Source organism: Tumidithrix helvetica PCC 7403, assembly GCF_965232925.1.
GTDB lineage: Bacteria > Cyanobacteriota > Cyanobacteriia > Pseudanabaenales > Pseudanabaenaceae > Tumidithrix > Tumidithrix helvetica.
The window spans coordinates 19,417-45,870 of sequence record NZ_CBDDRA010000029.1 but is presented as its reverse complement, the minus strand read 5'-3'; the positions used below and the strand labels follow the sequence as shown (position 1 = coordinate 45,870).

Here is a 26,454-nt window from a genome sequence, read left to right as displayed (position 1 = left end):
AGATACAAATCCTGATAGTACGGATACAAAGTCCTAACATGACTAGATTAATTTTTTTAGGTGCAGCGGGTTCAGGCAAGACCACACAAGCACATCAGCTTTCTGAAATTTTAAAGATGCCTGCGATCTCCTCCGGTGAGATGCTGCGGAGCGCGATCGAGTTTGGTTTGGAGTTAGGTGATGAAGTCCGTCGCTATGTCGAATCTGGAGAGCTAGTACCCGATGAGTTGATGATTAGTTTACTGAGGACAATCCTTACTCATCCCAATTTTGAGCGTTGTTGGGCAATTGAAGGATATCCTCGCACGGCTTTTCAGGCAGAGGAACTCGATTTTTTATTAGAAGAACTAAATCAGCCTCTCGATCTTGCCATTTACTTGAAAGTCTCTGAAGACATCCTGATGCAGCGATCGCTGGCTAGAGGCGATTACGATGACACTCCCGAATTAATTCATAAACGTCTGCAACTATTTCAAGAGCGAACCACACCGATTTTGGACTATTACGAACACAAAAAGAAATTGGTGACGATCGATGGCAGTTTAGAGCCAGCTAGTATCACAGCAAAAATCCAGCAAAAGTTAGCAGGTTAATGGAACGAGCATACTGGTTAGCCTGGTCAACCATTTACGGAATTGGTTCAGTTTTACTGAAGCGCATCTATTTGGGTTTCGGCTCCTTAGAGGCAGCATGGAAAGCCCCGATTGAGGAACTAGCGGAGATCGAAGGCTTAGGGAAACAGGTCTGTGAAGCGATTCAGCGCGATCGCCTCAGCCTCGACCCCCAACAATTGCTAACAGAATACCTAAGCAAAAACCCTGACTTTTGGACGCCCGCCGATCCAGAATATCCCAAACTACTCTGGGAAATTCCCGACCCACCCCCCATTTTGTACTATCGCGGTAATTTAAAGTCTTGGTCAGAACGCTATACCGTGGGAATCGTCGGAACTCGTTCTCCCACAGGCTATGGAAGACGTTGGACGAAAAAGATCGCTCAAGCTCTTGCCGAACGGGGTTTTACAGTTGTTTCTGGACTGGCTGATGGGGTGGATGCAGAGGCCCATCTGGGATGCCTAGGCGTCCAAGGGCAGACGATCGCTGTCGTAGGTACGGGTGTAGATCGGGTCTATCCACCTCGAAACCAATCGCTTTATCAAAAAATTCTTGAGACAGGTTTGGTCTTAAGCGAGTATCCTCAAGGGACGCCGCCCGATCGCGCGCATTTCCCAAAGCGCAATCGCATCATTGCTGGACTGTGTCGCGCCACGATTGTGATCGAAGCCCCAGAGCGATCGGGTGCATTAATTACGGCGCATCAAGCCAATGACTATAATCGCGAGGTCTTCGCACTGCCTGGTTCTCTCGATGTAGAGCAAGCCAAGGGATGCCTGAACTTGATCGATAAAGGAGCACAGATTATTCTCGGCATTGATGAGCTTTTAGCAGCTTTGGGCATGTTACCCCAGTTAGATTCTGGTATTGAACCCGTTCAACTGGCTCTATTAGATCCAACGCAACAAAAGATTTTGGAAGCGATCGGCTTTGATGAAGCTGTGAGTTTCGATCGCATTATCGAACAGGTAAATCTACCGTCAGGAGAAGTATCTGGCGCATTATTGCAAATGGAACTCTTGGGTGCGATCGCTCAGGTTCCAGGTATGCGCTATCAACGCTTAACTTAAGATCTGTTTATTGACACCATAGGCATCAAACTTCTCACCAATACTGATAATTTGCATGTCTTTAAGACCAGCGTCCTACAACTACACGCACCGTGCCATCTGCAAGCGTTGATTGCTCCTCAATGGTAAAGCCTTGTGCTTGAACTGTCGCCAGCAAAGATTTGTGGGCATATCTCTGGCTTACGACATTTACAAAGGACTCAGCGTTAATATTTGCACCCCAAAAATCGGCAACCAACTCATAGCTATCTCCTTGAAGACGAAAACCCAGATCGTAGCCATTAATTTGACGAACTACATACTCTGCATGGGTTTTACCGCCTGCATAGCCTCGCACCATTGTATCTTTTTCGACAGGAAAGCCCAACTCTTGCAAGGTTTGTTGCAAAATCTGACCGTCTTTAATTTGGACTTTGATGGTTGTGAAGTGGGACATGGCAGTAGGCTCCATTAACTATTTTAATTTTACCCTTGATTTTCAATTTCTATACTGGATCGGTTGGATCGATGCCCCTCTCAGTAGCAAATCTTCGCAATTCCTCCAAAAGCCCAGCATCGTTAGAAGCCGTTCTTGCGCCTGCTTCGGCTGCCCAGTATTTCAGTGCCTCGATCTGATCGCGGGCGATCGCTGCCAGTGGAACCGTCTCTTCGATCGCCCGCAAAATATCCTCCGTAGTAAAATCTTCGCGCTTGCCCGTACTGCCGCGCCCAAAGGCACGATGAATGCCATCAATAATCACCTGTTCGATTTCAGCCCCGCTGAAATTCCGAGATTGACGTGCCAAAATTGTTAGATCGAAGTCTCTCATTTTGCTAGGACGCAACTTTTGCAGGTGGACTTTAAAAATTTCCCGCCGCTCTACTTCTGTTGGTAAATTCAAAAAGAAGATTTCATCAAATCTACCTTTACGCAGGAGTTCCGCAGGTAAAATCTGGACGTTGTTCGCAGTTGCGACCATAAACACGGGAGCAGTTTTTTCTTGCATCCAAGTGATCAGCGAACCAAATACTCGCCGACTTGTGCCCGAATCCCCATCAGCGCCACTGGCGAGATTGCCAAAAGCCTTGTCGATTTCATCGATCCACAGCACACAGGGGGCACTGGCTTCCGAGAGGTGAATCATCTGACGCACGCGACTTTCGCTTTCACCGACAATCCCACCAAACAGCCGTCCCGCATCCAGTCGCAGCAGTGGCAGTCGCCATTCGTTTGCAATTGTTTTGGCAGAAAGTGACTTACCCGTCCCTTGAATTCCCACTAACAAAACCCCCTTGGGCGTGGGAATGCCATAGTTCTTTGCCTCTTCCGTAAAGGCATCGCGTCGAATTCTCACCCATTGCTTGAGGTTCTCTAATCCCCCCACATTTTTGAGCGATTCCGAACCCGTAAAAAATTCTAAAATGCCTGTCTGACGGATTGCCTGCTGCTTTTCTGCCAGGATCGCATCGATATCTGATTCGTCAACCTGCTCTTTTGCCGCGATCGCTTTTGCCAAAACCCGCTGTACCCTAATGCGACTCAGCCCTTGACAGGCTTTGACCATCTGTTCCCATGCTAGCCCTGAAATTTTTAACTTATCGGGTGCGACCTTTTGCTTGATTAATGTAGCAATCTCTTTGATCGTCGGTAATGGGAAGTCAATTACCGTAACTTCTTCCATTAACTCTGGTGGAATCTCTAGGGTATAGCTGGTGAGAATGAGCATGCGGCGATCGCTTTTTAAATCGCGTGCCAGATTTTTTAACTCTCTAATCACAGGAAGATTTCGCTCGTGACCGGGATTGCCGAGAATGGCATGAAGATCGCGTAGGACAAAGATTGCATTGTCTTGATCTTTTGCACCAGGGTTGTCTAGTCTACCCACGCGCATTAGGGCTGCCATGATCGAACCCTTATCAGCACCATTATCGCTCCAACCTCGCACGATATCCCAGTAGAGGAGTTTGCGTTTTGGCGTAGCTTGTAAGGCAACCTGTTGTAAAACTTCTTCGATTGGCTCCTCTTCCGCTGCCACAATATACAGTAAGGGAAATTTAGCCCGAATCGCCAGATCGATTTGGTCGATCAATTTCGTATGAATATCTGTTGGACGCATAGATTCGGACTGTTGAGTGCTAAATCGAACTCTACCTCAATGCCAAGCGAATTCAATGATTCTCGACGAGTTGCGACTGAAGGTGCTTGAGGATTGCTTTTACACCCCGATCGCGAATTTCCACAGGCACATTGGTCAAGGGATTTCCGCCAATTTCCAATCTAGTTAAACTGGTGAGCTTACCAATTTCAGGCGGAAGTGCTGTCAGTTGATTGTTTGCTAAATCTAATTCCGTTAAACTTGTAAGATTGCCAATTTCTGATGGCAATGAAGTAAGCTGATTGTCCCCCAAATAGAGTTCGGTTAGACCTGTGAGATTCCCAATTTCTGATGGCAATGAAGTAAGTTGATTGTTTCTTAAATCTAATTCTACTAATTTCCTGAGGTTGCCAATTTCGGAGGGGATTGCAGTGAGTTGATTGTCACAAAGATCGAACCATTTCAACCTCTCTAATTTACCGATTTCAGGGGGTAAGGATTTCAGGAGATTTTCATTAAGATCGAGTCGCGTCAGCTTCTTGAAATTGCCAATTGCAGAGGGGATCGATGTGATTTGATTGGCTCCCAACATGAGTACGGTAAGACAGGCAATTTGGGTCAAGGCGATCGGCAATTTGGTTAAGCGATTTTCACTCAAGTGCAACCACATCAGCTTTTCCAGCAGCCCAATTTCGTCGGGTAGGTCAGAAAGTTCATTTTCACTAAGATACAACCATGTTAGTCCGTGAACTTTCCCAATTTCAGGCGGTAATGCTTTAATCTGATTATCATTAAGATACAGAGAGATCTCCATCTCATTTGCAGCCTTTTCAATCACTTGTAAAAGTTCTCGCTCGTTCATAGGGGCTTCTAGGTAAGGATTTACTTGTATGGGTTAGGACTTACACATGGAGATTTGGTAAGCTTGAATCAAAATTTCATGCTAGAAATTTCACTTCTTTTTAAGTATATTCGCTCAATTTGCCAATAATGCAACAGGATTTGACAAGGCGACGTTTTTTAAACCATATTTCTATCGCGATCGCGACAGCAGGGGGTATTGGGGCATGGCAAGAAGGCTTGCAAAGTACCCAAGCAGCTACGCCCGATCGCGATACACCTATACCTATTAAACCACCCATGCTGCGATCGGGCGATCGGGTCGGGATGGTCGCCCCTGCTAGCAATGCCTACGAGCCAGAGGAGATTCAAATTGCCAAGGAGACCATGGAGCAATATGGTTTCAAGGTGGAACTCGCACCCCATATTGCTGCCCAGAACGGTTATTTGGCAGGGCAAGATCGAGACCGAGCCAGCGATATCAATGAGATGTTTCGCCGCCCAGATATTCGGGGCATTGTGACTTTTTCGGGTGGGTATGGCTGTAGTCGATTGCTGCCCTTTTTAGATTACGACCTGATTCGGCAAAATCCTAAGGTGATTGTCGGACATAGCGATATTACTGCCTTGCTTTTGGGCATTCATCGCCAAACGGGGTTGATTACGTTTCATGGGTCTTCGGGGCTGACGGGGGTGGGGGACTATGCGATCGAGCATTTTCGACGTGCGATCATGTCCAACCAGCGGATTGGGGAAATTGCTAAGCCACCCAAGTATCAAGGTCGAGAAGTTCAAAGAGAGAATCGTCTGATTACGATCGCAGGGGGGCGAGCGACAGGGCAACTGGTGGGTGGCAATTTAACCTTGGTGACAAATCTGTTAGGGACGCCCTATGAGCCTGATACGAGGGGGAAAATCTTTTTTCTTGAAGATATTGGGGAGGAACCCTATCGCATCGATCGCATGTTGACGCAGCTATGGTTGGCAGGAAAGTTTCAGCAGGCAGCAGGGATTGCCTTGGGGCATTTTAAAGACTGCGTTCCTAAAGACTATCAACCTTCCTTTTGGCAAACGATCAGTTTAGAGAATGTCCTCCGCGATCGCTTTGGCGACCTAGGGAAACCAACGCTCTATAACCTGATGTTCGGGCATGTGACTGAGAATGCAGTTTTACCGATTGGGGCGATCGCAACGCTCGATGCCACAGCCAAAACTCTGGTCGTTGATGAGAGTGCTGCGATCTAATATGGTCAACGTTACCATCTGCCAGATGTCAACCAGAAGCCCAAACCCAATCGAGGATGCGATCGCATCACGAATTTCATCAAATGCAGGTTAACACTGATTTCTCAGTTTTTTGGTCATTTGAAGAGCCTCAAACGCACTAACTTCGTACCCCCCTTGCATTAACCGCGAAGCGACTTCCCGCAGGGTAGGGGGGAAACTTAAATTCTTCCCCTTTGCAAGGGGGAGTTAGAGGGGGGGAAGAACTTCTCAAACACACTCTTAAAAACAAAGCCAGCTAAAAATCTGTTCGACTGTTAGTTCCAATTCTAGGTCTGGCAGTATTGGCAGTTGACTAGATCCTTGAAAAATTTGGACGTGGCGATCGCCAAACACAACCAAAATATTCTCATCTTCAGGATCGAGCAGCCAGCCCAACTTTGTACCATGTTCGGCACAGTGCAACAAGTTCGCTAAAACCTTATTTTGTCTTTGTTCTGGAGAGAGAATTTCGATCGCCCAGTCAGGATAAATCTCGAAGCGGTTAGAAATCCTTCCTGATTCATTACGGGGAATTCTATCCCAACGAAATATAGATAGATCGGGAACAATAGAAGCTCCCCCAAAAGTACAGCGTAGCTCTGGGAAAGCGATCGCAAGCTTGTTGGGTTGTGTAGCTTTGTTAATCGTTTGGCAAAGCGTTCCTTGCAATAGGCTATGTTCTCCTTGGGACATCGGCTTTTGGTTGATTTGTCCGTTGAGAAATTCGGAAGCAGGCTTGGTCTCAGGCAGATTGAGAAACGTTTCTAAGCTTGTAGGTTTTGCGGATGTGATTACCATATTTCACCTTCGCTCCATATTGCATTTAACATAACACGCAAAGATTTGTTTTTTGAACGGCACGCGATCGCTTCTTTGCAAAGGGAAATCTAGTGTTAAGAATTCTTGAAAAATTCACCAATTTTTTGAATGGCATCTCGCAAAACTTCTGGAGGGTGAACCAAGGCAAAGCGGACGTAACCTTCGCCATGCTTGCCAAAACCCGCACCGGGGGCGAGGGCAATACCTGTAGCTTGGACTAACTCCGTACAGAACTTGACCGAGTCTGTTGCCCAAGCTTCTGGCAACTTCGCCCATAGGTACATCGTGGCAGTGGGCGTAGGCATCTGCCAGCCGATCGCTGCCAAGGCAGCGATCGCGGCATCGCGGCGTTGCCGAAAAATCTCGACGTTTTGCTCAATTTCAGTGGGAGGCTCCGATAATGCCGCGATCGCGCCGCGTATGATGCCTTGATATTGATTGAAATCCACTACTGCTTTAATTTGACGCAGGGCTTTGATTAGGTGTTGATTTCCCACGGCAAACCCAACGCGAAAGCCACCCATGTTGTAGGACTTAGAGAAGGTAAAGAATTCAATTGACACTGCGCGATCGCGATCGGCTTGCAAAATTGAAGGCTGCGCTGAACCATCAAACACAACATCGACATAGGGAAAGTCATGCGCGAGCACCAAATTATGGGTTTGGCAAAATCGCACCGCCGATTGAAAAAATTCTAAGGATGCAATCGCTGTGGTGGGGTTGTGAGGATAGCTCAACACCATCATCTTGGCTTGAGCCAGCACGGCTTCGGGAATTTCCTCAAGTATAGGTAAAAAGCCACGTTCGGCGCGTAGCGGCATTCCATAGACTTGACCGCTTGCCATATGGACGCCGCCATAATGCGAAGGATAACCAGGATCTTGCAATAGGGCAAAATCTCCTGGATTTAAGATAGCCAAAGGCAAATGGGCTGTACCTTCCTGCGAACCAATTAAGGGCAATACCTCAGTTTCAGGATCGACGGTGATACCAAATTTTCGCTGCATCCAAGCGGCGATCGCTACCCGAAAATCCTGCGTATTCGTAAACAACGAGTAACCATGCGTGCTGGGATCGTTGAGGGCAAGTGCGATCGCGTCTAAAATCAGGGGCGAGGTGGGCAGATCCGAGGATCCCAAAGACAGATCGATCACTTGCTTACCATTTTGACGTGCCAGATTTTTGGCGGTGTCCATATCGGCAAATACGTTAGATCCCAAGGGCTTAAGGCGATCGGCAAACTGCATAAATATCCTGAACTTAAAATAACAAGTAATATAGAGAAAGAAGTTAATGAAATCGAGGAAAAACTTTATGGCATGTTGTAGCAAAAGTTCGGGCTTAGCAAAAGCAGTGAGGCTACATAGAGATTTCCACTTTAAGACAGGATTACTGCTTGATACGGGTGTTAGGCTACTAGGAGTCAATCGCTGCTTTTTGACCAAGCCATTTTATAAAGCCGCAAAAGTAGTTGGCTATAGCAATGTGGCTCTTGCTAGTATAGCCCTCGTCTTATTAGAGGATTAATTTTCCTTAAACAATTCAAAATTGCGATCGCATGTCTAGATAATTATTTTTTGAGGATAAGGGATTTTATGATTACGCTTACAGATTCTGCCATTAGCCGTGTCCGCAATTTGCAAAACCAACGCGGTACAACTTCACCCTTGCGCGTAGGAATTAAGCAGGGCGGTTGCTCTGGTCTGTCCTACGTGATGGACTTTGCCGAGCAGTTACAACCCGAAGATACTGAGTATGACTGTAATGGCGTCAAAATTGTGATTAGCCAAGCCAATCTGCCTCAGTTGCAAGGAATGGAACTTGACTACACCGAAGATCTCATGGGCGGAGGGTTTCGGTTCCGTAACCCCAATGCTAGCAAGTCTTGCAGTTGTGGGACTTCCTTTGCAACACCCAAAGAAATTGGCGCTCCTGTAGCTTGTAGCTAGGGTGAATATTTCCTAGGGGTAGTGCTCTGCTTGCACTAAACGCAGCCGAAGTGTGCCTACCCCTCCTTGAAAAAATCCCCTCTGCTCGAGCAACCTAACGGGAACTTAAATTGTAGACATGAAGTCTTTGACATTAAGTCATCCATTGCATGTAAAGAACTGCCATGAACAAGCTCATCGAAAAAACTAGCCAAAAACTTAGCAAATCGATACTCAGGCTGATCCCGTTGATGAGTCTTGCAGTACCCCTTGCGATCGCGACCGTAGCAAGTCCCGCACTCGCGCAGTTTATCCCTGTCGAAACGGATCCTGCTAGCACTTCTTCACCTAGCACTTCACCCAGCACGACACAGCCATCTAGCCAAACGGCAGCCAACTCAGGCACCCTAGATCAGAGATTTTACTGTCAAAACAATGGCGGACAGTATGTGGTGATGTATCAACCTAAGAGCCAACCAGGAAAGTTTTATGCATGGGCAGCACCTGCGGCAATGGGTGATGGTTGGTCGCCAGAACGTCGATGTGCCGAAATTAGCCGTCGTCTAGAGTCCTATCGTCCTGATGGTTTGGTGGAAATGCGCACCAGTACAGAAAATGGCTATAACGTCATTTGCGCCACCACCGAAAAGAATAGTGCCTGTCGCATTGTACTCACAGTCCCAGTGGGACAAGATCCGATATCTACACGCGATCGCGTATTTGCAAACCTTAGCACTGCCGATACAGGTCAAAGCACTACAGCAGTTAATACCTATGTTGGTGGCAATCGCGGCAGAAGAGCGGTTCATTCTGGTGAGATCGATTTATCCTCGATTAGCAATGTCTTGAGCACTGTGCTATCAACCAATCGCGGTTCTAGTAGCACGCCTAGCTATCCCGCACCCACAAGCTATCGGGATGGCATCTATCTCAAGCCTTTCCTCGATCCTAGTGACGGTGGTACGGGGTCAGCCTTGGTAGGTAATGTTTCGCCTTCCAACGGTCGTCGGTTTAACCGAGGTAATTTTCTGCGTTAATCGACTAGCTGGTTGTGAATCTAGCTTCGATCCCAAAGATTTAGTTTTTGGGGCTAAGCTGATTCGTAATCTCGGTTAGGTATTTAGAGGGGTAGCCTATGGCTTTACCCCTAAAATGGTTCCCCGATTAAATAGCTCGGTAATATCAACCAGAAACCGAAGGCTTTGCTGCGGGTTCATCGAAATTGGCGAAAATTTGTCGGTACTAGAATACTTGAGAATAATATTCCGTACTTCGGGTAGAGTCCCAAGTTCCACAACTTTCATCGACCAAGACCCAAAAGATCTCTGCTCGATTTCTGAAAAATCAATCAACTCGGCGTTAGTATGGCGCTTATCGCCAATGATGCGATTGTAGGTCTGGCTGACAACGCGACGATTCCCTTCTAGAACCTGCAAAAACATGGAGTCCCCAAAGCACAGCATGCCCGTGATCCCAACGGGCAGGTTATTGCGCTCAGATTTTTCAAGAATATTGACAAGGTCAGGATAACCTAAACCTGTTGCGGCTTGGCTAACATAAATTAATCGATGTAGTGCCATAGTTTTCGATCTTACTTTTGCTTTAACCTTTATACGATAAATGACCTTGCGCCCCAAATTTTAGAATTTTAGAGGGGTAACTACGTAAGCCTTAGGTAATATATGCGAATTATGCTTGTGCAGTATGATCGACGTTGTTAACCAGAAGGCTTATTTCTCGATCTATGATTCACATAACTCCAACAGACTTACTGGAACATCTCAACTGGCGCTATGCCACCAAGCAGTTCGATCCATCCAAAACAATTTCCCCAGAGGTCTGGACGGCTTTAGAAGATTCCTTAGTGTTAACTCCTTCTTCCTATGGGCTTCAGCCTTGGAAATTCCTGATTATCACTAGCAAGGAACTCAAAGAAAAGCTCAGACCGCTCTCATGGAATCAAGCTCAGGTAACAGACTGTTCTCATTATGTGGTGTTTACCATTAAAAAGAACCTCACGGCTGAGCATGTAGATCGATTTGTCGCTCGTACTGCTGAGGTGCGTGGTGGTTCGGTCGAAGCGATCGCTGGCTATCGCAACATGATGGTAAGCGACGTGGTATATGGCGCACGTAGTTTTAACGTGAATGAATGGGCAACTCGTCAAGCCTATATTGCACTGGGCAATTTCATGACCAGCGCCGCTTTGCTAGGGGTTGATACCTGCCCTATGGAAGGAATCGAACCTGTTAGTTACGACAAAGTCCTGGAACTGCCTGCTAAAGGCTATGCTACGGTCGTGGCTTGTGCTGCAGGCTATCGTTCTGAAGGTGACAAGTACGCAGCTTTGGCAAAGGTAAGATTTCCTAAGTCTGAGGTACTGGAAACCCTATAGGTAAATGAATCTTAGGGAAATTCCAAAAGAATGAAATGTAGGAATGAGCGCTTGTTCGTTCCTACTATTTTTGGGCGACTTGATATTTGTAAATAACGGGGTGAAAGTCCTTCATCCTACTAAAAATATCCTAAATGCTTTGTCCTCTGGTTATTGATTAGGCAAAAATTGCGATCGCATCCTCATCCAAAATATATCCGAGGGGCTCAGTGGGGTAAAATCCTACTAGATAGTCAAGTAAATATAAATATTATTTAGAATGGAACAAAATCGGAAACCCACTGCGATCGTCACAGGTGCCTCCTCAGGCGTTGGACTATATGGAGCAAAAGCTCTTGTAGACAGGGGATGGCATGTGGTGATGGCATGTCGCAATTTAGAGAAGGCAGATAGCGCCGCTCAAGCTCTTGGAATGCCTAAAGATAGCTACTCATTAATCCATATTGACCTAGGCTCGCTAGAAAGCGTAAGGCGATTTGTCTCAAACTTCAGGGCAAGAGGCCTATCGCTAGATGCATTGGTATGTAATGCCGCAATTTATATGCCTTTGCTCAAAGACCCCTTACGCAGTCCAGAAGGTTACGAACTCAGCGTTGCTACGAATCATCTCGGACATTTTCTTTTGTGCAATCTTTTGCTTGACGATCTCAAAAAAGCGCCTAATGGCGATCCGAGATTGGTAATTTTGGGAACGGTGACCCACAACCCAGATGAGTTGGGTGGCAAAATTCCACCACGCCCAGATCTTGGCAATTTTGAAGGATTTGCCGCAGGGTTTAAAGATCCAATCTCTATGATTGATGGAAAAGCGTTTGAGTCGGTCAAAGCCTACAAAGATAGTAAGGTCTGTAACGTACTGACCATGCGAGAACTGCATCGCCGCTATCACGACTCTACAGGAATTACCTTTACCTCTCTCTATCCAGGTTGTGTGGCTGAAACTCCTCTATTTCGCAATCACTATCCTTTATTTCAAAAGATCTTCCCCTTGTTCCAGAAATATATTACAGGCGGGTATGTATCTCAAGAACTTTCGGGCGAAAGAGTGGCAGCAGTGGTTGCCGATCCTGAGTACAAGCAATCTGGAGCTTACTGGAGTTGGGGAAATCGCCAGAAAAAAGACCGTAAGTCTTTTGTGCAGACCGTCTCTCCTCAAGCTCGGGATGATGAAAAAGCCGATCGCATGTGGAATCTGAGCGCTAAATTGGTTGGACTTGCCTAAGCACTTGTCGAAGTATCGGATCCCTCTGCCCTCATGGGCATTTCCCCCAAAAGGAGGAAACGAGGGATCCTTGACTAGAATGGAAGTATTGAAGGCGATTGAAAAGATTTCAGAGGCAGACGGCACGAAAATCTAGATTTTAAATCAACAGTTGATACTTCTCTTGAGCGAGTCGATAGAGAGGTCGCCAAATCAGTCGATTGGTCGTTACGACTAACAAAGACATGACTATGGTTGCGGCTAAAAGCAAAGGATAATTGCCAGCATCAGAGGCTTGAGTAATCGTTTCACCAAGCCCTGTGGCAGTAAGAACCTTACCTTGAAACTTGATATATTCACCTGCAATACTGGCGTTCCATGCGCCTCCCACAGCAGTGATAATTCCTGTGACCAGATAGGGAAAGATCCCAGGTAAAATTAAAGTTTTCCATCGTTGTACGAGAGAAAGCTTATACACCTCTGCAGCTTCAAACAGTTCCGAGGGAATTGATTGCGCCCCAGCAATCACGTTGAATAAAATGTACCACATGCTTCCTAAAGTCATGAGCAAGACTGCGCCGATATCTAAACCTCCACCCAAATTGGCAAGGAAGAGCAGAAATACAGGGAACAGCGCCGTAGCAGGAACGGAAGCCGCAATTTGTACTAAGGGCTGGAGAAATTGGGCTAAGCGAGGATTGCGACCAATGGTAACGCCAACGGGTACGGTAATCAGTAGGGAAATCACCAGGACAGCCATCACGCGGAAGGCAGTATACATGGCGCCAACCATCACCGTTTTCCAATCGTCAAAACCCAGTTTGCTTAATAGGAGCAAGGCTTCCCATGTTCCCCAAACCACAATCAGTCCAAACCCGCTTAAAAAAATCCAATTGAGCCACTTTACCCAACTGGCAGGATTTGTATTGGCAGTTAGAGCCGTTTGAGACCTGCGATTAAAGCCGCGATCGATCGATTCCTGCAATGGCGCAAATACGCGATCGCTTAAAATCCTGACCGTTGGCGATCGCCGTAAAAAGTCTAGGACTCTAGATTCTGGAGCATTGGTCGCTTCTACCGTTTCTAATTTAAACTTCTCTGCCCAAGCAATTAAGGGTCGCCAAACAAAAAAATCAATAGCAACAATCACGCTCACCAATACAAACAGCCCGCAACCGATCGCGCCAAAATCCCCACGATCGGCTGCTGTTCTTAAATAGGAACCCAACCCTGGTAAGGTAAAGTCACGATTTGATAGGGTAAATGATTCTGTCTGCATCAAAAAGAACCATCCCCCCGCCACGGACATCACGCTATTCCAGACCAAACCTACTGCCCCTGATGGAAACTCCATCGTCCAAAATCTCTGCCATGCACCGAGGCGATACACCTGACTGGCTTGTTTAAGTTCTTTAGGAATGCTAACCAAAGATTGGTAAAAGCTAAAGGTCATGTTCCAAGTCATCCCTGTAAAGATTAAAAGCACTGAAGAAAGCTCTATGCCTATGCGTTGACTGGGAAACACTGCCACCAATGCTAAAACTACCGCAGGCAAAAAAGAGAGCACTGGAATCGACTGCAAGATATCTAATAACGGGATTAAAATCACCGACATGGTAGCAGAGCGGTAGGCTGTATAGGCATAGCCGATCGCAAACAAAAGTGAAAGGAAATAGGCAACGACCATCCTCGCCAAGGTTTGCAATGTGTACCAAGGCAGAGAAGATAGGGAAAGAGAAATTACCAGCTTCTCATTATAAGCACCAGTAAACTCTGATGCAGTCTGTACGATCGCAAAGATGAGCGATACGATCGCCAGAGGCAAGAGTAGGTCTCCGATTCCCCATTTACTGCGAAACTTGGCTTTGGGGTCAATTGTGGGCTGAAACATAAACACCTTTGAAAGCTAGCGACATTGAGATGCGATCGTTTTTTTAGTTGACAGTTGGCAGTTGGCGGTTCAAATGTTAATTCAAATAAATGCCGCTAACCTATTGCTCTTTAACTGATAACCAATCACCGATGACGGATAACCCTATCGAAGATTTAAACAGAAATCGTCTCTTCTATTTCTTCGCTGATTTCCTGCTCAAAAAAGATTTCTCCAGATGGTTCATCATAACTATAGAGTTCGGCATAGCGCCCCCAGTGGATTACTGTTTCTAATTGTGCTCTGGCTTCGCCAGTTGTAAAGTACTTTTCTAAAATATCGAGAACCATCTCTTCGGGAATGCGATGATTGCGCTTTGATTGGATCAGTTGATTAATTTGTTGCGCGAGTCGGATATGAGATAGGATTTGCAACCTGATCAACTGCTTGCGTTCATCAATATTGCCTTGCACAAACTTTTGTCCCAATTCGGTAATCGAAATATCTCCCTCAGATAGAATGATGAGTTCTAATAACTTAGCAGCATCAAGAATTGGCAGAATGTCATCAACTTCTAATAATAATTCCTGCGCCAACCGATAGAGGTCATAGCCCTGACGATCTTCGAGGATTTCGATCAGACCAGCGATCGAGCCAATCCTGACAGATGGCAGAAATTGATACCTTTGATGAGTTTCTGATTTGGCTTGAGAAGTCGTAGTAGAAGTATTAATCGTATCTACATCTAGATCTGGTTGCGTGATGATCTTATATACTTGATCGACGATCGCTTGAAACTCAGGACTTTTGCGATCGCGGTAGTGTGGCAAGGTCACAGGTAAATCGGCACGAATGCGACCGGGGTTACGTCCTAGTACAATAATGCGATCGGCGAGCGTAACGGCTTCTTCGATCCCATGGGTGACAATCAAAATCGATTTTGTAGGAATGCGGCGCTCTAGCCATAAATCGAGCAACTCATACCTTAGGTTCTCAGCCGTTAGGACATCCAAGGCAGAAAAGGGCTCATCCATACACAAAAGTTCTGGTTCCACTGCCAAGGCTCTGGCAAAACCGACCCGCTGGCGCATCCCCCCTGACAATTCTTTAGGATAGGCATTCTCGAAGCCATCTAAGCCAATCACGTCAATCATTTTCAGGGCTTTTTTCTCTCGCGATTCCTTTGCCTCTCCTTTGGCTTTTAGCCCCAATTCCACATTCTCTAATACCGTTAGCCAAGGATAGAGCGCGAAATTCTGAAATACAATTGCTACACCAGGGTTCAGCCCTGTAAGTGGGCGATCGTAATAAAGAACATTCCCGCTAGTTGGGGGAACTAACCCTGCAATCATTCGCATCAAGGTCGATTTGCCCGAACCTGATGGGCCGAGTATGGCAATGATTTGCTCAGTTCGCAACTCTAAATTAATATTCTCGATAATCGTAATCGTTTGGCCATTAGGCTGTAAATAGGACTTACCAATCCCTTGCAAAGCTATAAAGCTTGGGTTATTTGTTTTTTCTAGCACAACTACCCCTGAAATCACTAACGGCAATTATAGACTTGTAGTTGCATCCCTGTATCAACAGGTCGATCGATTGAGAATCAGGCTAGACTATTAGCATGATTTAGACGTATTGTCTGTTGTAGTAATAACCTGTAAGGTTCACGATGATTCCAGCCCAGGAACCTGCTAACGAGATACTCAGGCTTGAGGCTCTACAGCAGTGCAGAATTTTGGATACGCCATCCGAGCAAGAGTTTGATGATATCACTAGCTTAGCTGCATATGTGTGTCAAACTCCAATTGCACTGATCAGCTTATTGGATAAAAATCGGCAATGGTTTAAATCGCGAGTGGGGTTAGATGTGACTCAAACATCTAAGCGCGTGGGCTTTTGCGCTCATGCAATTTTGCAGCCAGACGTAATGATTATCCCCGATGCTTTACTAGACGAACGCTTTGCTGATAATCCTCTCGTTACGGATTCTCCTTACATTAGGTTTTATGCAGGTGCGCCCCTAGTCACGAGTGAGGGATATGCTTTGGGTACGCTCTGCGCGATCGATCGCGTGCCAAGGCAACTGAGTCCAGAACAGATCGACGCGTTAAAAATACTAGCTCGTCAAGTCGTGTATTTGATCGAGCTGCGTCATAACCTTGCTGACTTAGATCGGGTAGTACTGCTACGCAAATCTAACAAAAACAAGAAGAGTTGGTTTCTCAACAAAATAGGCATTAGTTTGGCGATCGCCGCCTGCATTTTTGTGGGTGGGGGCATTATTGCTTACCAAAGTCTAAGCAGTTTAACCAAAACATCTCAGGTATTTATTGGAAAGCGTCAAACCTTAGGAGAATTCAATCAGATTTCCGTTCGCTTACGCGAACTTGATATATTGCAATATCGCTTTTTTCTAACCGGTCAAGAACAAGACTTAGAGAATTACTACAAAGAGGTTGATGAAATTGGTCGAAACATCCAAGAATTGCAAAAGCGATCGATTACAGAGCACCAGCAGCGGGTATTAAATCAACTCAATCAATTTGTTCGGCAGCAAGCGCTCGAAACACAATCTCTGATCTCATTAGTCCAAAATCGGCAGCTTTCGGTTGCACAGCAAAAATTTCTCAATAATAGAAACCCTACAGCATTCAACGAAGTCCGCCAAGAGATCGATCGATTAGCTACCGTAGAAAGTCGCGTACTAGATACTTGGATTGAGGATATTAAAGTTGAAGCCGAGCAGTTAGAGAAGAAGTTTTTGGGTAGAGTGTTTATCAATTTAGCGGCTTTAGGATTCATACTTTATCTCATCAATCAAGAAATGTCTAAACGCAGACACCTAGAAGACAATCTTGAGCAAGAACGTGATTTCATTATGACAATTCTCGATACGACTGACGCTTTAGTGGTCGTACTCGATCCCAAAGGGAGAATCGTTCGCTTTAATCGCAAATGCGAACAAACATCAGGATTTGCGTTTGAGGAAGTTCGCGACAAATATTTTTGGAATATTTTTTTGATTCCCGAAGAAACGAAAGCCGTCAAAGCGATCTTTGCCGATTTAGTCAAAAATGAACTTCCTAGTTCATCTGAGAACTACTGGCTTAATCGAGATGGCGAACGTCGTTTAATTGCTTGGTCAAACACCCAACTTCGCAGTCGAGAAGCTGTGGTGGAATACGTGATTTCTACTGGGATAGACATTACAGAGCGGAAGCAAGCCGAAGAAAATGTCAGACAGCAAAACTGGCGATCGCTTTTACTCTCCACAATTACCCTTCGCATTCGACAATCTCTAAATATTCCTGAAATCCTCAATACAACGGTGACGGAAGTCCGTCAGTTCTTTAAAACCGATCGCGTTCTTATCTTTCAGTTCGATCACAATTGGGATGGCAAGGTTGTGGTCGAATCTCTAGACTCACAATGGTTAGCCTGTGTAGGTCAGTGTATTTCTGACAGTTGCTTTCGTGAAGGTCTATGGCGTGAATACGCTCAGAGGGGCAGAAAACAAGTGATAGATGATGTTGCTACAGCAAATCTTTCACCTTGCTACCAGCAAATGCTGGAACGACTTCAGGTTAAAGCAATTCTGGTTGTACCAATCTTAGAGAATAATCGTCTCTGGGGATTATTGGTTATGCATCATTGTTCTGAGCCCAGACATTGGAAGTCCTTTGAAATTGACTCGCTCAGCGAGCTTGCCAATCAAGTGGGAATCGCTCTCTATCAAGCTAGACTACTCGAACAAGAAACCCTACAGAAAAAGCTATTAACGGAGCAGAATATTGAACTTGAAGATGCACGCAACGAAGCCGAAAAAGCAACGAAACTCAAGAGTACTTTTCTTGCCACAATGAGTCATGAAATTCGGACACCGATGAATGCCGTACTTGGAATGACCAGCCTTTTGATGAATACCGAACTGACAACGGAGCAACAAGACTTTGCCGAGACAATTCGACTTAGTGGCGAGAATCTACTCACCCTGATCAACGAAATTCTCGATATTTCTAAACTAGAAGCCAAAGAAATGAGTTTGGAATTTATAGACTTCAATCTAGCGACCTGCGTCGAAGAAGTGATAAGTCTTTTGGCGGTCTCTGCTCAGACAAAGGGATTAGAGCTTGCTTCTTTGATCTACGCTGAAGTTCCTTTACAACTTAAAGGAGATACGGGTCGGATACGGCAGATTCTCACAAACCTAGTCAGTAATGCGATTAAATTTACATCTGAGGGCTATGTTTTGGTCACTGTCGCACTTCAGTCTGAAACCACAGATACAGCAACCATCGAATTTTTAGTTACAGATACGGGCATTGGCATTCCAGCATCTGCACAACATCGCTTATTTACCCCCTTTACACAGGTTGACACCTCCACCACCCGAAAATTTGGTGGCACAGGATTAGGACTCGCGATCTGCAAGCAGTTTGTCGAATTGATGGGTGGGACGATCTCAGTGGAAAGTCATGAAGGTAAAGGATCTGACTTCAAGTTCGCAATTCCATTGATAAAACAATCCAATAATCGATTAAATCCCCAGTTTGGCATTCAAGAACAGGAAATTTCCACACAAGAGATCTCCAAAGACAACCTCAATAGTAAGCGAATCTTAATTGTAGAGAATCGTCAAATTACTTACCAAGTCTTGTACTACCAAATCTCCACATGGCAGATGCGCGTCGATCGCATTCAATCATCAGAGGCTGTAATTCCTGCTATGTATGAAGCGATCGCTGAAGGACAACCCTATGATATTGCGATCTTGGATCGGCAAATGCTTGGAAGCAATGCTGAAATTTTGGGGCAGAAAATCACGACCGATCCGAATCTAAAATATGTTAAGTTGTTGTTGTTGACCTCTCTACAGGACAGAGGAAGCAAGCAGCAAGTGCAGGAAGCTGGTTTCTCCAACTACCTGATTGCTCCGATCAAACAGTCAGAGCTTTACGATCGTCTCTTAGAAACTATGTCTAGCGCAAAGGATATATCTGAAATAGAACCACAGAAATCTGCTGCTCCTGCCTCTAAAGTAAGGCGATCGCCATTAAAAATTCTGTTAGCTGAGGATAATCTGATTAACCAAAAAGTAGCTGTGAACCTTTTAAAGATCTCTGGCTATCATGCTGATGTGGCAAAGAATGGAGTAGAAGTCTTAAACATGCTTGCTCAAACAAAGTATGACCTTATCCTCATGGACTGCCAGATGCCCGAATTAGATGGATTCGCCACAACCAAAAAAATTCGGGAACTTGATTCACCCGATTGCGATATCGCGATCGTTGCTATGACAGCGAACGCCAGACAAGAAGATCGAGAGGACTGTCTAGCCGCTGGGATGAATGACTATCTCAGTAAGCCAATTCACAAAGCAGTGCTGACAGAAAAGCTGGTGTACTGGGAACAGATAATTCTTGGCGATTCCCTATTACCTTTGGAGTAGACACAGTTTTACTGTAGTGACAATTCATGAATTACCTCCACATCTTGCGCCTTTGCGCAAATCCAATTGAATCTTAGGAATTAGGATTTCTGTAATATACTTTCTAAACTCGGGACATCTAGCCATTTTCTTTGTTGATGCGACTGATGGGTTAAATCCATCAAGAGTTGAGAATAGACTCCTTCACGCAAACTTGGGAGCATAGGAGATTCTGTACGTATTGCATTTACAAACCGATCGCATATAGCAATAAAGGGAGCTAGCCTTCCATCTGGATAGGTTTGCGGTAACTGATATTCAGACGGAATGGGCATTACTTCCATTTCCACCTTACCTACTTCCGCCTGTTGCACCTGAAAGCCATGCACGTAATCAGATTTATTGCCACTGCCCAAGACCAAGGTGGCGCGATCGCCATAGACCGTCACCCAATGCCCACTGCCCTGATAGGAAACTGTACTGATGCAAATATTGCAGGGGGTTCCATCTTCAAGTTCCAATAAAATATTACAGGTGTCATCGGCATCGACTGGACGCATAGTCCCATCCGAATGTGGGCGTTCGGGAATCGCCGTACTGAGTTGCCCACACAAATGCTTTACAGAACCAAACAACCAATTAACATAGTCGAAAGTGTGAGAGCCTAAGGATCCTAGGGCTCCGCCACCACAGGTTTTTTGACTATACCAATTCCACGCCCGTCTTGGATCGGCTCTTCCCTGAACGATCCAATCGATCGTTATCAATCGTTTTTTACCAACAAAGTTCCGATCGAGCAAGTGCTTGAAATAACGCCACTCTGGAACAAACCGAAACTCAAAGTCCATGGCTGCTACGACTTTATGCTTTGCTGCCAGATGATAGAGCGCGATCGCTTCTGCCACACTCAACGTCGTCGGTTTCTCTAGGAGAATATGTTTACCTGAAGCGATCGCCGCTTTGGCAGCGATGTAATGTAAAAACGGGGGTGTAGAAATAGTTACTGCTTCAACCTTGGGAATCGAAAAAAGATCCTCAAGGCGATCGCAAGTATAGGGGATTTGGAACTTCTCGGCTACCTGATTTGCCTTGGCAATGTCGCGATGATAAACGGCAACAACCTCCGTATGTGGATGTTCTCTCAGACCTGGTATATGCACAATCTGTCCAAATCCTGTGCCAATTACCCCAACTCCAACTGCCTTCACAATATAAATTCCTTTTCTCTGAAGTTCTTAATTTAAGTCTTGCTCGAATCTTTGCGAAAATCTCCTCTAAAATTCAATCCCTGCTTGCGCTTTCACACCCTGCTCGCGAAAAGGATGTTTGACTAGCTTCATTTCTGTGACCAAATCGGCAGCAGCAAGTAACTCAGGGGGCGCGCCCCGCCCAGTCAAAATTACATGAGCATCTTCGGGCTTTTCTGATAATCCAGCTAAAACGCGATCGACACTAAGATAACCTAACTTGAGCGCAATATTAATTTCATCCAGCAGAACTAATTTAATCTCAGGGTTTTTGATAAATTCTAAAGCTGATGTCCATGCCTCCTCGGCTTTGGCAATATCGCGATCGCGGTCTTGGGTCTCCCAAGTAAAGCCCTCACCCATCGCTAAAAAAGTAATCTGGTCGCCCCAATGTTGAAATGCCGCTTTTTCAGCAGGTTCCCATGCCCCCTTGATAAATTGCACGATCGCAACTTTATAGCCATGTCCAAGCGATCGTAAAACCATGCCTAAAGCCGCAGTGGTCTTACCTTTTCCCTCCCCCGTGTTAACGATCGTGAGTCCCTTTTCTAGCTGTCGCTCTGCGAGCCGTTCGCGTTGCACCTCCTGACGGCGCTGCATTTTTTGACGATGTTGCTCGGCAGTAATTTCTGACATGATGGCTCGAAACAATTGTTAGGATTACAGACGGAATTTTACTTGATTTTAGCTTATTCCTGAAAGCCTCGTGTATCAAGGCTATTCCTATTTTGAATGAAAACAAATTAAACTTAAATTTATAACGTCAGGAGAGTTTTAAGTATGAAATTAGCTACGGGACTGTATCAGAAGACTTTTTCAGTCGTAGCGATCGCATTACTATGCTCACCCTTAATGGCAGAATCACTCTCAGCCCAAATCATTAACCTATCCCAAAACGGTACAGTCACGATCGTCCTACCCAACGGGAACCAAATTAACATTACGGCTGGAACCCAAACAGGCTCGAATCTCATTCAAAGCATTCAACAACTTGGCTTAACCCAAGGACAAGTTACCAATTTTCTCAGTCAACCTAATGTCCAAAACATTCTAATGGGTGTTGGAGGAATTGTTCCTGCGACCCTAACCACACCTACAGTAAATGGTATTCAAACTGTAATTATTCCTGCGACCCTAACCACACCTACAGCAAATGGGCTTCCAATTGGAAATGGTTGGTCAGACATTAATCATAGTGTAAGCGAGCTCAAACGTCTCACCGATCGTCTCAATCCCTTTTCTTTGGCAAATTCTTCCATCCCATTTTCCCAAACTGGACAAGAGAACTCAGCAAACAATCTATCTGCTTCGCAAGGACAGGGGATCGTACTTGTTGGTGGTATTGTGATTAACACAGGTACGATCTCCACACTTAACGGCAAGATTAACATTATTGCCATTCCTGATGGGAAGTTCGTTCGCATTGCCCCCGAAGGTAACTTACTCAGCCTCGATCTCCCCATCGCTACCGAGCAAAAATTAGGCGATTTAAAACCGATCGCGATCGTGGATTTACCCAAACTGCTTACAGGTTCAGGACTTACTGAAGTAACCCAGACGGGAACCGAGATCGTTAGCGGGCAACTTCAAACCTTAGAGAAAACAGCCTTAGCTACATCTCACCATGTGCAAGCTTCTCTGTTCATTAAGAGTGGCAACTTAGTAGAGGCAATCGTTAGCCTCGAATCTAGCTATATTTCGGAATTAGAAGCTTATCTTGGGGTACCTTTAGCCTCTTCAACTAGCTTACTTCACTCAACTAGTTCAACGAATTCAACTGGCTCAATTAGTTCAACTAGTTCAACGAATTCAACTAGTTCAACGAATTCAACTGGCTCAACTAGTTTAACTAGTTCAACTACTAGGAATACCCCTACTCCCAAAGAGATTATTGTAAATATTCAAAAAGAACTGAATAGAGCCTCAAAAATCACAGGTAGCCCTACGGCTTTAGTTTATCCTGTAATCTTTGACGATCGCCTTGAGATTTTGGTCATATTCCCAAGCGGAAAGATAGTCCAAAAAACGGTCGCGAATAGCTCCAAGCAATCTTTACTACCCATTATTATAGATTTTCGCTCTAACCTGCGCGATCCTGATTCAGATGATTATCTGATCGAAGCCCAGAAATTAAATCATTGGCTGATCGAGCCAATTGAAGCATCCTTACAAGCAGAGAAAATAAGTACTCTAGTTTTCATTATGGATGGAGACTTACGAGTGATTCCACCTGCTGCACTCTATGATGGCAAAAAATTTCTGGTTGAGAAATATGCGATCGCCAGCGTACCAAGCCTTCGCTTAGCGAAATTAGAAGAGCGCAATCACAAAAATAGTCGAGTATTAGCAATGGGTCTAACCGAACCTGTGCGAGGACTTTCAGCATTACCAGCAGTAGATACAGAGATCTCCCATATTGTTGGCAATGGTAATGCTCAATCTTTATTAGTTGGCAATTCTTTTGTCAATCAAACATTTACTGTAAAGAATATGCAGGTACAACGAAAACAACAAGACTATGGCATCATTCATCTAGCCACGCATGCTCGCTTTTTGAGTAATAAAGCTGACGGGGCATTCATTCAGTTTTTTGACGATCGCCTTAGTATTAGGCAAATTCCTAGTCTCAATTTCGACAAGCCTCAAGTTGAAATGCTGACATTGAGTGCTTGTGAAACAGCAGTAGGCAAAAATCTTGGCATTGCAGGAGTATCTGTAATTTCTGGCGTTCGTAGTGTTTTAGCTTCTCTCTGGTCAGTCAGTGATGCTGGCACTGTTCCTTTAATCTTGAGCTTTTACAGTCGTTTTTCTGATGCACCAAGTAAAGCGATCGCTTTACAAAAAGCCCAACTATCGATAATACATGGCGAAGTTAGGATCGAAAACAACAAAATCATCGGTATCCCAGGCTTACCAGCAGTTTCGCTCCCATCAAATAGCCCTAGAAAGATAAAACATCCGTTCTTTTGGGCTTCTTTTGTGATAGTTGGAAGTTGGCTATGACAGTTTCCAGAAAAGGCAAAGATCGCTCGGTCAAATTGCAATCTTACTGCCTGAATATCGACTCTAGTTCGTGGCGTAAGGATTTCAAATTACCTACTCTAGCTACAACGAGGCTTTCACCGCCTGCATCTGATAGTCTTTCGCGCCAAAGCCCCACACGTTCGGGATTATTTACCCAAAAATCGACGATCGCTTGCACGAGGCGATCGAAGTCCCAGCCTCTCTGGGCAGGTACAATTTCTGCCGATTGGATAAAGGCATCTAGAGTACAGCGATGGGCGCCAAGATACTCCACACCCTCATGGGTAGACTTTTGGATTGCTTCTTGTTGATGATTAAAGAAATAAAGAATCGGCGACACACCTAAAATTTCAAATGTGTATTCCATATTTATCTCCTAACAGCTAAAAGGTAAATTGAGAAGGAGTAATTCATAAATTACTCCACTGACAAATCCAATAGGATTGCTTTACCAATAAGACTAAAACGTTGGCACTCTTGGGCTTAGACTGCTAACTTTTAGAATTTATTAGTGCTTAAATCATTCAACATTTAAAACCAAAAATAAGTTCCTATAATTACAATTTTTAACCTTTATCTTTAGCCTTTTACACCCGCACCAGCATCCGTAGGAATTACATAACGTTGTAAAAAGATGAAAAACACAAAAATTGGCAAAATAGAAATCACCGATCCAGCCGCAATCAAACGCCAATCTTCCGAAAAGGCACTGGCTAAATTTGCCACACCCAAAGGTAATGTATAGAATTCTGGCTTGTCTACAATCACCAAGGGCCAGAGAAAATCGCCCCACATTGCCACAAAAGTAAAGACCGCTAAAGTGGTAAGGGCGGGACGGTTTGAGGGCAGCATCACATGCCACCAAATCCCCAAACTAGAGCAACCATCCATGCAAGCCGCTTCTTCTAATTCTTTAGGTACACCTTGAAATGCTTGCCTGAGTAAAAACACACCAAAAGTCGAAACAACATAGGGAAAAATTAAACCCGCATAGGTATTTTTTAAGTTTAGCTGTACTGCCAAAACATAAAGGGGAATCATTGTAATTTGGAATGGGATCATACTTGTCCCCACGATCGCCCAAAAGAAAAATGCTTTGCCTTTAAAGTCATATCTTGCCAATGGAAATGCAGCAAGAGAACAAAACAATAAATTCAAAATAACGGTGACACTTGCGACTAAAACACTGTTCAACAAATAGATATGAAAGGGATTATTTTGCCAAACCTTAATAAAGTTATTAAACGTAGGATTAGCAGGAATTAGTTGCGGTGGAAACCGAAAAATATTTTCATCAGGAGATTTAAAAGCCGTACTAACCAACCAAAGTAAGGGTGCGATCGTGACCACAGCAATCAAACTGAGTAACAAATATCCCCAAAATTTCTCTATATAGGGATTTTTAGTGTTGAAAGATTTTTTCTTACGCAGATATCTATCCATTTAGGCACGAGTACTAGGAGAAAACAAACTTTACGGATCTCTGTAGGATGGGTTAGCGACAGCGTAACCCATGCTGACTAGGGATTTGATGCGTTACGACTACGCCTAACATATCCTACGGTTAATTACTATCCATTTAGGCACGAGTACTAGGAGAAACAAACTTTACAGTCAAAATTGAGATCGTAAAAATAATCAGAAATAAAACGACACCGATCGCGGAAGCATAGCCCATTTCTAAACTGTCAAATCCCTTCTCAAATAGATAATAAACCACTGTTTTGGTACTATTCGCGGGGCCCCCCTTGGACATGATATAGACCTCTTCAAAGATTTTCATCGAAGCGATCGCCGAGAGAATTGCCACAAGAATAATGTAGGGCTTTAGGAGAGGCACGGTGATATCAAAATGCTTTTGCCAACCATCGGAACCATCGATCGCGGCGGCTTCGTATAAATCTTTAGGAATTGCCTGTAGCCCCGCCAGATAGATCACCATGTAATAGCCTAACCCGCGCCAAACCGTCACCGCAATAATCGAAAAAATTGCCGTCCGCGAATCCGTCAGCCAAGCAATTTTGATCGTTTGAAATGAAATCAGCGAAGCGAAGTAATTTAAGATGCCATTTTGCGCGTAAACCCACTTCCAAGCAATCCCAGCCACAACTACAGAAACAACCACAGGGAAATAATAAATCGCCCGAAAAACTTGAATTCCTTTGAGGGCTTGATTTACTAAAATCGCCAAAATCAATGGCAAAACCACCAAAAAAGGCACGGCAAATACTAAATAAACGATCGTGTTATAGAGAACTTGCCAAAATAAGCGATCGCGCCACAACAGATTGTAATTCTTCCATCCAACCCAATTGGGGCTGCCCACAAAGTCATAACTGGTAAAGCTTAAGTAAACCGCTTGAATCACGGGCAAAAACGCAGTAATACCGAGCAGTAGCATAGTTGGCAACAGGAAGAAATAGGGTGTCCAGTTAACATTTCTAAATTTCTGCTTAAAGCTATTTTTCGGTTTGATGGTCATGAGCGGTTGAGATGGGCAAGGCTGACTTCATCTGATAACTGGAGCGATCTTACACTCACAATTCTCTGGCGATCGCGCCATGCGAGGGAATCAAAAATTTTGATTGAAGTTGGGATTAAATGTCCCATAAATATTGCTAATATGTTACATACCGAAACAAAAGTAAATACTAGCAATCATCCATTAAAGGCA

Annotated in this window: 24 protein-coding genes; 10 read left to right on the top strand and 14 right to left on the bottom strand. The window is 44.8% G+C overall.

What is annotated here, in order from left to right; genetic code table 11:
- Positions 1-38 precede the first annotated feature (38 nt).
- Positions 39-593 carry an adenylate kinase family protein gene (locus ACP2WE_RS21350; RefSeq protein WP_425217552.1) on the top strand — a complete coding sequence of 185 codons (555 nt, stop codon included), beginning with the start codon at positions 39-41 and terminating at the stop codon, positions 591-593.
- Entirely contained in the window at positions 593-1,684 is a 1,092-nt protein-coding gene (dprA, locus tag ACP2WE_RS21345) for a DNA-processing protein DprA (RefSeq protein ID WP_425217551.1), read from the top strand. Before ACP2WE_RS21350 ends, dprA begins: the two co-directional genes overlap by 1 nt.
- 61 nt (positions 1,685-1,745) lie before the next feature.
- Here the strand turns inward: dprA and ACP2WE_RS21340 are convergent, their stop codons facing one another.
- Genes ACP2WE_RS21340 through ACP2WE_RS21330 form a run of 3 tightly spaced genes read right to left on the bottom strand, consistent with a single transcriptional unit; the run spans position 1,746 to position 4,621 of the window.
- Positions 1,746-2,120, bottom strand: coding sequence for a DUF1257 domain-containing protein (locus tag ACP2WE_RS21340; RefSeq protein WP_425217550.1), 375 nt, complete (start codon positions 2,118-2,120; stop codon positions 1,746-1,748).
- A gap of 49 nt (positions 2,121-2,169) precedes the next feature.
- Complete coding sequence (locus ACP2WE_RS21335; RefSeq protein ID WP_425217549.1) at positions 2,170-3,780, bottom strand: Ycf46 family AAA ATPase; 1,611 nt, start codon at positions 3,778-3,780, stop codon at positions 2,170-2,172.
- A 52-nt stretch (positions 3,781-3,832) separates the two neighbouring features.
- Complete coding sequence (locus ACP2WE_RS21330) at positions 3,833-4,621, bottom strand: leucine-rich repeat domain-containing protein (RefSeq protein ID WP_425217548.1); 789 nt, start codon at positions 4,619-4,621, stop codon at positions 3,833-3,835.
- Between the two features lie 128 nt (positions 4,622-4,749).
- Between ACP2WE_RS21330 and ACP2WE_RS21325 the strand changes: the two genes are divergently transcribed.
- Positions 4,750-5,844: a S66 peptidase family protein gene (locus ACP2WE_RS21325; RefSeq protein WP_425217547.1), complete on the top strand. Its 1,095-nt coding sequence runs from the start codon at positions 4,750-4,752 to the stop codon at positions 5,842-5,844.
- Positions 5,845-6,105: 261 nt separating this feature from the next.
- On the opposite strand, the gene ACP2WE_RS21320 is transcribed toward ACP2WE_RS21325, so the two are convergent.
- Positions 6,106-6,663: a Uma2 family endonuclease gene (locus tag ACP2WE_RS21320; RefSeq protein ID WP_425217546.1), complete on the bottom strand. Its 558-nt coding sequence runs from the start codon at positions 6,661-6,663 to the stop codon at positions 6,106-6,108.
- Positions 6,664-6,758: 95 nt separating this feature from the next.
- Positions 6,759-7,931 carry an LL-diaminopimelate aminotransferase gene (locus tag ACP2WE_RS21315; protein ID WP_425217545.1) on the bottom strand — a complete coding sequence of 391 codons (1,173 nt, stop codon included), beginning with the start codon at positions 7,929-7,931 and terminating at the stop codon, positions 6,759-6,761.
- 67 nt (positions 7,932-7,998) lie between these two features.
- Between ACP2WE_RS21315 and ACP2WE_RS21310 the strand changes: the two genes are divergently transcribed.
- The 3 genes from ACP2WE_RS21310 (at position 7,999) to ACP2WE_RS21300 (ending at position 9,649) form a co-directional block, all read left to right on the top strand.
- Positions 7,999-8,211 (top strand): hypothetical protein, encoded by a 213-nt coding sequence (locus ACP2WE_RS21310; RefSeq protein ID WP_425217544.1) that lies wholly within the window; start codon positions 7,999-8,001, stop codon positions 8,209-8,211.
- 68 nt (positions 8,212-8,279) lie between these two features.
- On the top strand, positions 8,280-8,633 hold the full coding sequence (locus tag ACP2WE_RS21305; protein WP_425217543.1) for a HesB/IscA family protein: 354 nt from the start codon (positions 8,280-8,282) through the stop codon (positions 8,631-8,633).
- 164 nt (positions 8,634-8,797) lie between these two features.
- Positions 8,798-9,649 carry a COP23 domain-containing protein gene (locus tag ACP2WE_RS21300; RefSeq protein WP_425217542.1) on the top strand — a complete coding sequence of 284 codons (852 nt, stop codon included), beginning with the start codon at positions 8,798-8,800 and terminating at the stop codon, positions 9,647-9,649.
- A 96-nt stretch (positions 9,650-9,745) separates the two neighbouring features.
- On the opposite strand, the gene ACP2WE_RS21295 is transcribed toward ACP2WE_RS21300, so the two are convergent.
- Entirely contained in the window at positions 9,746-10,192 is a 447-nt protein-coding gene (locus ACP2WE_RS21295; protein WP_425217541.1) for a BLUF domain-containing protein, read from the bottom strand.
- A gap of 164 nt (positions 10,193-10,356) precedes the next feature.
- On the opposite strand from ACP2WE_RS21295, the gene ACP2WE_RS21290 reads away from it, so the two are divergent.
- On the top strand, positions 10,357-11,007 hold the full coding sequence (locus ACP2WE_RS21290; protein WP_425217540.1) for an NAD(P)H-dependent oxidoreductase: 651 nt from the start codon (positions 10,357-10,359) through the stop codon (positions 11,005-11,007).
- Positions 11,008-11,266: 259 nt separating this feature from the next.
- Positions 11,267-12,229 (top strand): protochlorophyllide reductase, encoded by a 963-nt coding sequence (locus ACP2WE_RS21285; protein WP_425217539.1) that lies wholly within the window; start codon positions 11,267-11,269, stop codon positions 12,227-12,229.
- A gap of 139 nt (positions 12,230-12,368) precedes the next feature.
- Here the strand turns inward: ACP2WE_RS21285 and ACP2WE_RS21280 are convergent, their stop codons facing one another.
- Both ACP2WE_RS21280 and ACP2WE_RS21275 read right to left on the bottom strand, forming a co-directional pair.
- Positions 12,369-14,099, bottom strand: a complete 1,731-nt coding sequence (locus ACP2WE_RS21280; protein WP_425217538.1) for an ABC transporter permease — start codon at positions 14,097-14,099, stop codon at positions 12,369-12,371.
- Between the two features lie 155 nt (positions 14,100-14,254).
- Positions 14,255-15,607, bottom strand: a complete 1,353-nt coding sequence (locus ACP2WE_RS21275; RefSeq protein ID WP_425217537.1) for an ABC transporter ATP-binding protein — start codon at positions 15,605-15,607, stop codon at positions 14,255-14,257.
- 143 nt (positions 15,608-15,750) lie between these two features.
- On the opposite strand from ACP2WE_RS21275, the gene ACP2WE_RS21270 reads away from it, so the two are divergent.
- Complete coding sequence (locus tag ACP2WE_RS21270; protein ID WP_425217536.1) at positions 15,751-19,530, top strand: GAF domain-containing protein; 3,780 nt, start codon at positions 15,751-15,753, stop codon at positions 19,528-19,530.
- 80 nt (positions 19,531-19,610) lie between these two features.
- Here the strand turns inward: ACP2WE_RS21270 and ACP2WE_RS21265 are convergent, their stop codons facing one another.
- Both ACP2WE_RS21265 and cobO read right to left on the bottom strand, forming a co-directional pair.
- Positions 19,611-20,717 carry a Gfo/Idh/MocA family protein gene (locus ACP2WE_RS21265; RefSeq protein WP_425217535.1) on the bottom strand — a complete coding sequence of 369 codons (1,107 nt, stop codon included), beginning with the start codon at positions 20,715-20,717 and terminating at the stop codon, positions 19,611-19,613.
- A 66-nt stretch (positions 20,718-20,783) separates the two neighbouring features.
- A complete protein-coding gene (gene cobO / locus ACP2WE_RS21260; protein WP_425217534.1) occupies positions 20,784-21,392 on the bottom strand; it encodes a cob(I)yrinic acid a,c-diamide adenosyltransferase in 609 nt (202 codons plus the stop codon).
- 144 nt (positions 21,393-21,536) lie between these two features.
- Here cobO and ACP2WE_RS21255 point away from each other — a divergent pair, with 144 nt between their 5' ends.
- A complete protein-coding gene (locus ACP2WE_RS21255) occupies positions 21,537-23,759 on the top strand; it encodes a CHAT domain-containing protein (RefSeq protein WP_425217533.1) in 2,223 nt (740 codons plus the stop codon).
- A gap of 43 nt (positions 23,760-23,802) precedes the next feature.
- On the opposite strand, the gene ACP2WE_RS21250 is transcribed toward ACP2WE_RS21255, so the two are convergent.
- The 4 genes from ACP2WE_RS21250 to ACP2WE_RS21235 form a co-directional block, all read right to left on the bottom strand.
- Positions 23,803-24,147, bottom strand: coding sequence for a hypothetical protein (locus ACP2WE_RS21250; RefSeq protein WP_425217532.1), 345 nt, complete (start codon positions 24,145-24,147; stop codon positions 23,803-23,805).
- Positions 24,148-24,359: 212 nt separating this feature from the next.
- Complete coding sequence (locus ACP2WE_RS21245) at positions 24,360-25,223, bottom strand: carbohydrate ABC transporter permease (RefSeq protein WP_425217531.1); 864 nt, start codon at positions 25,221-25,223, stop codon at positions 24,360-24,362.
- 136 nt (positions 25,224-25,359) lie between these two features.
- The gene (locus ACP2WE_RS21240; RefSeq protein WP_425217530.1) at positions 25,360-26,262 is read right to left on the bottom strand and encodes a carbohydrate ABC transporter permease; all 903 of its coding nucleotides are present in this window, start codon (positions 26,260-26,262) and stop codon (positions 25,360-25,362) included.
- The gene (locus ACP2WE_RS21235; protein ID WP_425217529.1) at positions 26,259-26,390 is read right to left on the bottom strand and encodes a hypothetical protein; all 132 of its coding nucleotides are present in this window, start codon (positions 26,388-26,390) and stop codon (positions 26,259-26,261) included. The genes ACP2WE_RS21240 and ACP2WE_RS21235 overlap by 4 nt, the downstream gene beginning before the upstream one ends.
- Positions 26,391-26,454 lie beyond the last annotated feature (64 nt).

Coding starts and splice junctions, on each gene's coding strand:
- ACP2WE_RS21350 (WP_425217552.1), top strand. CDS start 39: ATGACTAGATTAATTTTTTTAGGTGCAGCGGGTTCAGGCAAGACCACA.
- dprA (WP_425217551.1), top strand. CDS start 593: ATGGAACGAGCATACTGGTTAGCCTGGTCAACCATTTACGGAATTGGT.
- ACP2WE_RS21340 (WP_425217550.1), bottom strand. CDS start 2,120: ATGTCCCACTTCACAACCATCAAAGTCCAAATTAAAGACGGTCAGATT.
- ACP2WE_RS21335 (WP_425217549.1), bottom strand. CDS start 3,780: ATGCGTCCAACAGATATTCATACGAAATTGATCGACCAAATCGATCTG.
- ACP2WE_RS21330 (WP_425217548.1), bottom strand. CDS start 4,621: ATGAACGAGCGAGAACTTTTACAAGTGATTGAAAAGGCTGCAAATGAG.
- ACP2WE_RS21325 (WP_425217547.1), top strand. CDS start 4,750: ATGCAACAGGATTTGACAAGGCGACGTTTTTTAAACCATATTTCTATC.
- ACP2WE_RS21320 (WP_425217546.1), bottom strand. CDS start 6,663: ATGGTAATCACATCCGCAAAACCTACAAGCTTAGAAACGTTTCTCAAT.
- ACP2WE_RS21315 (WP_425217545.1), bottom strand. CDS start 7,931: ATGCAGTTTGCCGATCGCCTTAAGCCCTTGGGATCTAACGTATTTGCC.
- ACP2WE_RS21310 (WP_425217544.1), top strand. CDS start 7,999: ATGGCATGTTGTAGCAAAAGTTCGGGCTTAGCAAAAGCAGTGAGGCTA.
- ACP2WE_RS21305 (WP_425217543.1), top strand. CDS start 8,280: ATGATTACGCTTACAGATTCTGCCATTAGCCGTGTCCGCAATTTGCAA.
- ACP2WE_RS21300 (WP_425217542.1), top strand. CDS start 8,798: ATGAACAAGCTCATCGAAAAAACTAGCCAAAAACTTAGCAAATCGATA.
- ACP2WE_RS21295 (WP_425217541.1), bottom strand. CDS start 10,192: ATGGCACTACATCGATTAATTTATGTTAGCCAAGCCGCAACAGGTTTA.
- ACP2WE_RS21290 (WP_425217540.1), top strand. CDS start 10,357: ATGATTCACATAACTCCAACAGACTTACTGGAACATCTCAACTGGCGC.
- ACP2WE_RS21285 (WP_425217539.1), top strand. CDS start 11,267: ATGGAACAAAATCGGAAACCCACTGCGATCGTCACAGGTGCCTCCTCA.
- ACP2WE_RS21280 (WP_425217538.1), bottom strand. CDS start 14,099: ATGTTTCAGCCCACAATTGACCCCAAAGCCAAGTTTCGCAGTAAATGG.
- ACP2WE_RS21270 (WP_425217536.1), top strand. CDS start 15,751: ATGATTCCAGCCCAGGAACCTGCTAACGAGATACTCAGGCTTGAGGCT.
- cobO (WP_425217534.1), bottom strand. CDS start 21,392: ATGTCAGAAATTACTGCCGAGCAACATCGTCAAAAAATGCAGCGCCGT.
- ACP2WE_RS21255 (WP_425217533.1), top strand. CDS start 21,537: ATGAAATTAGCTACGGGACTGTATCAGAAGACTTTTTCAGTCGTAGCG.
- ACP2WE_RS21250 (WP_425217532.1), bottom strand. CDS start 24,147: ATGGAATACACATTTGAAATTTTAGGTGTGTCGCCGATTCTTTATTTC.
- ACP2WE_RS21245 (WP_425217531.1), bottom strand. CDS start 25,223: ATGGATAGATATCTGCGTAAGAAAAAATCTTTCAACACTAAAAATCCC.
- ACP2WE_RS21240 (WP_425217530.1), bottom strand. CDS start 26,262: ATGACCATCAAACCGAAAAATAGCTTTAAGCAGAAATTTAGAAATGTT.
- ACP2WE_RS21235 (WP_425217529.1), bottom strand. CDS start 26,390: ATGGGACATTTAATCCCAACTTCAATCAAAATTTTTGATTCCCTCGCA.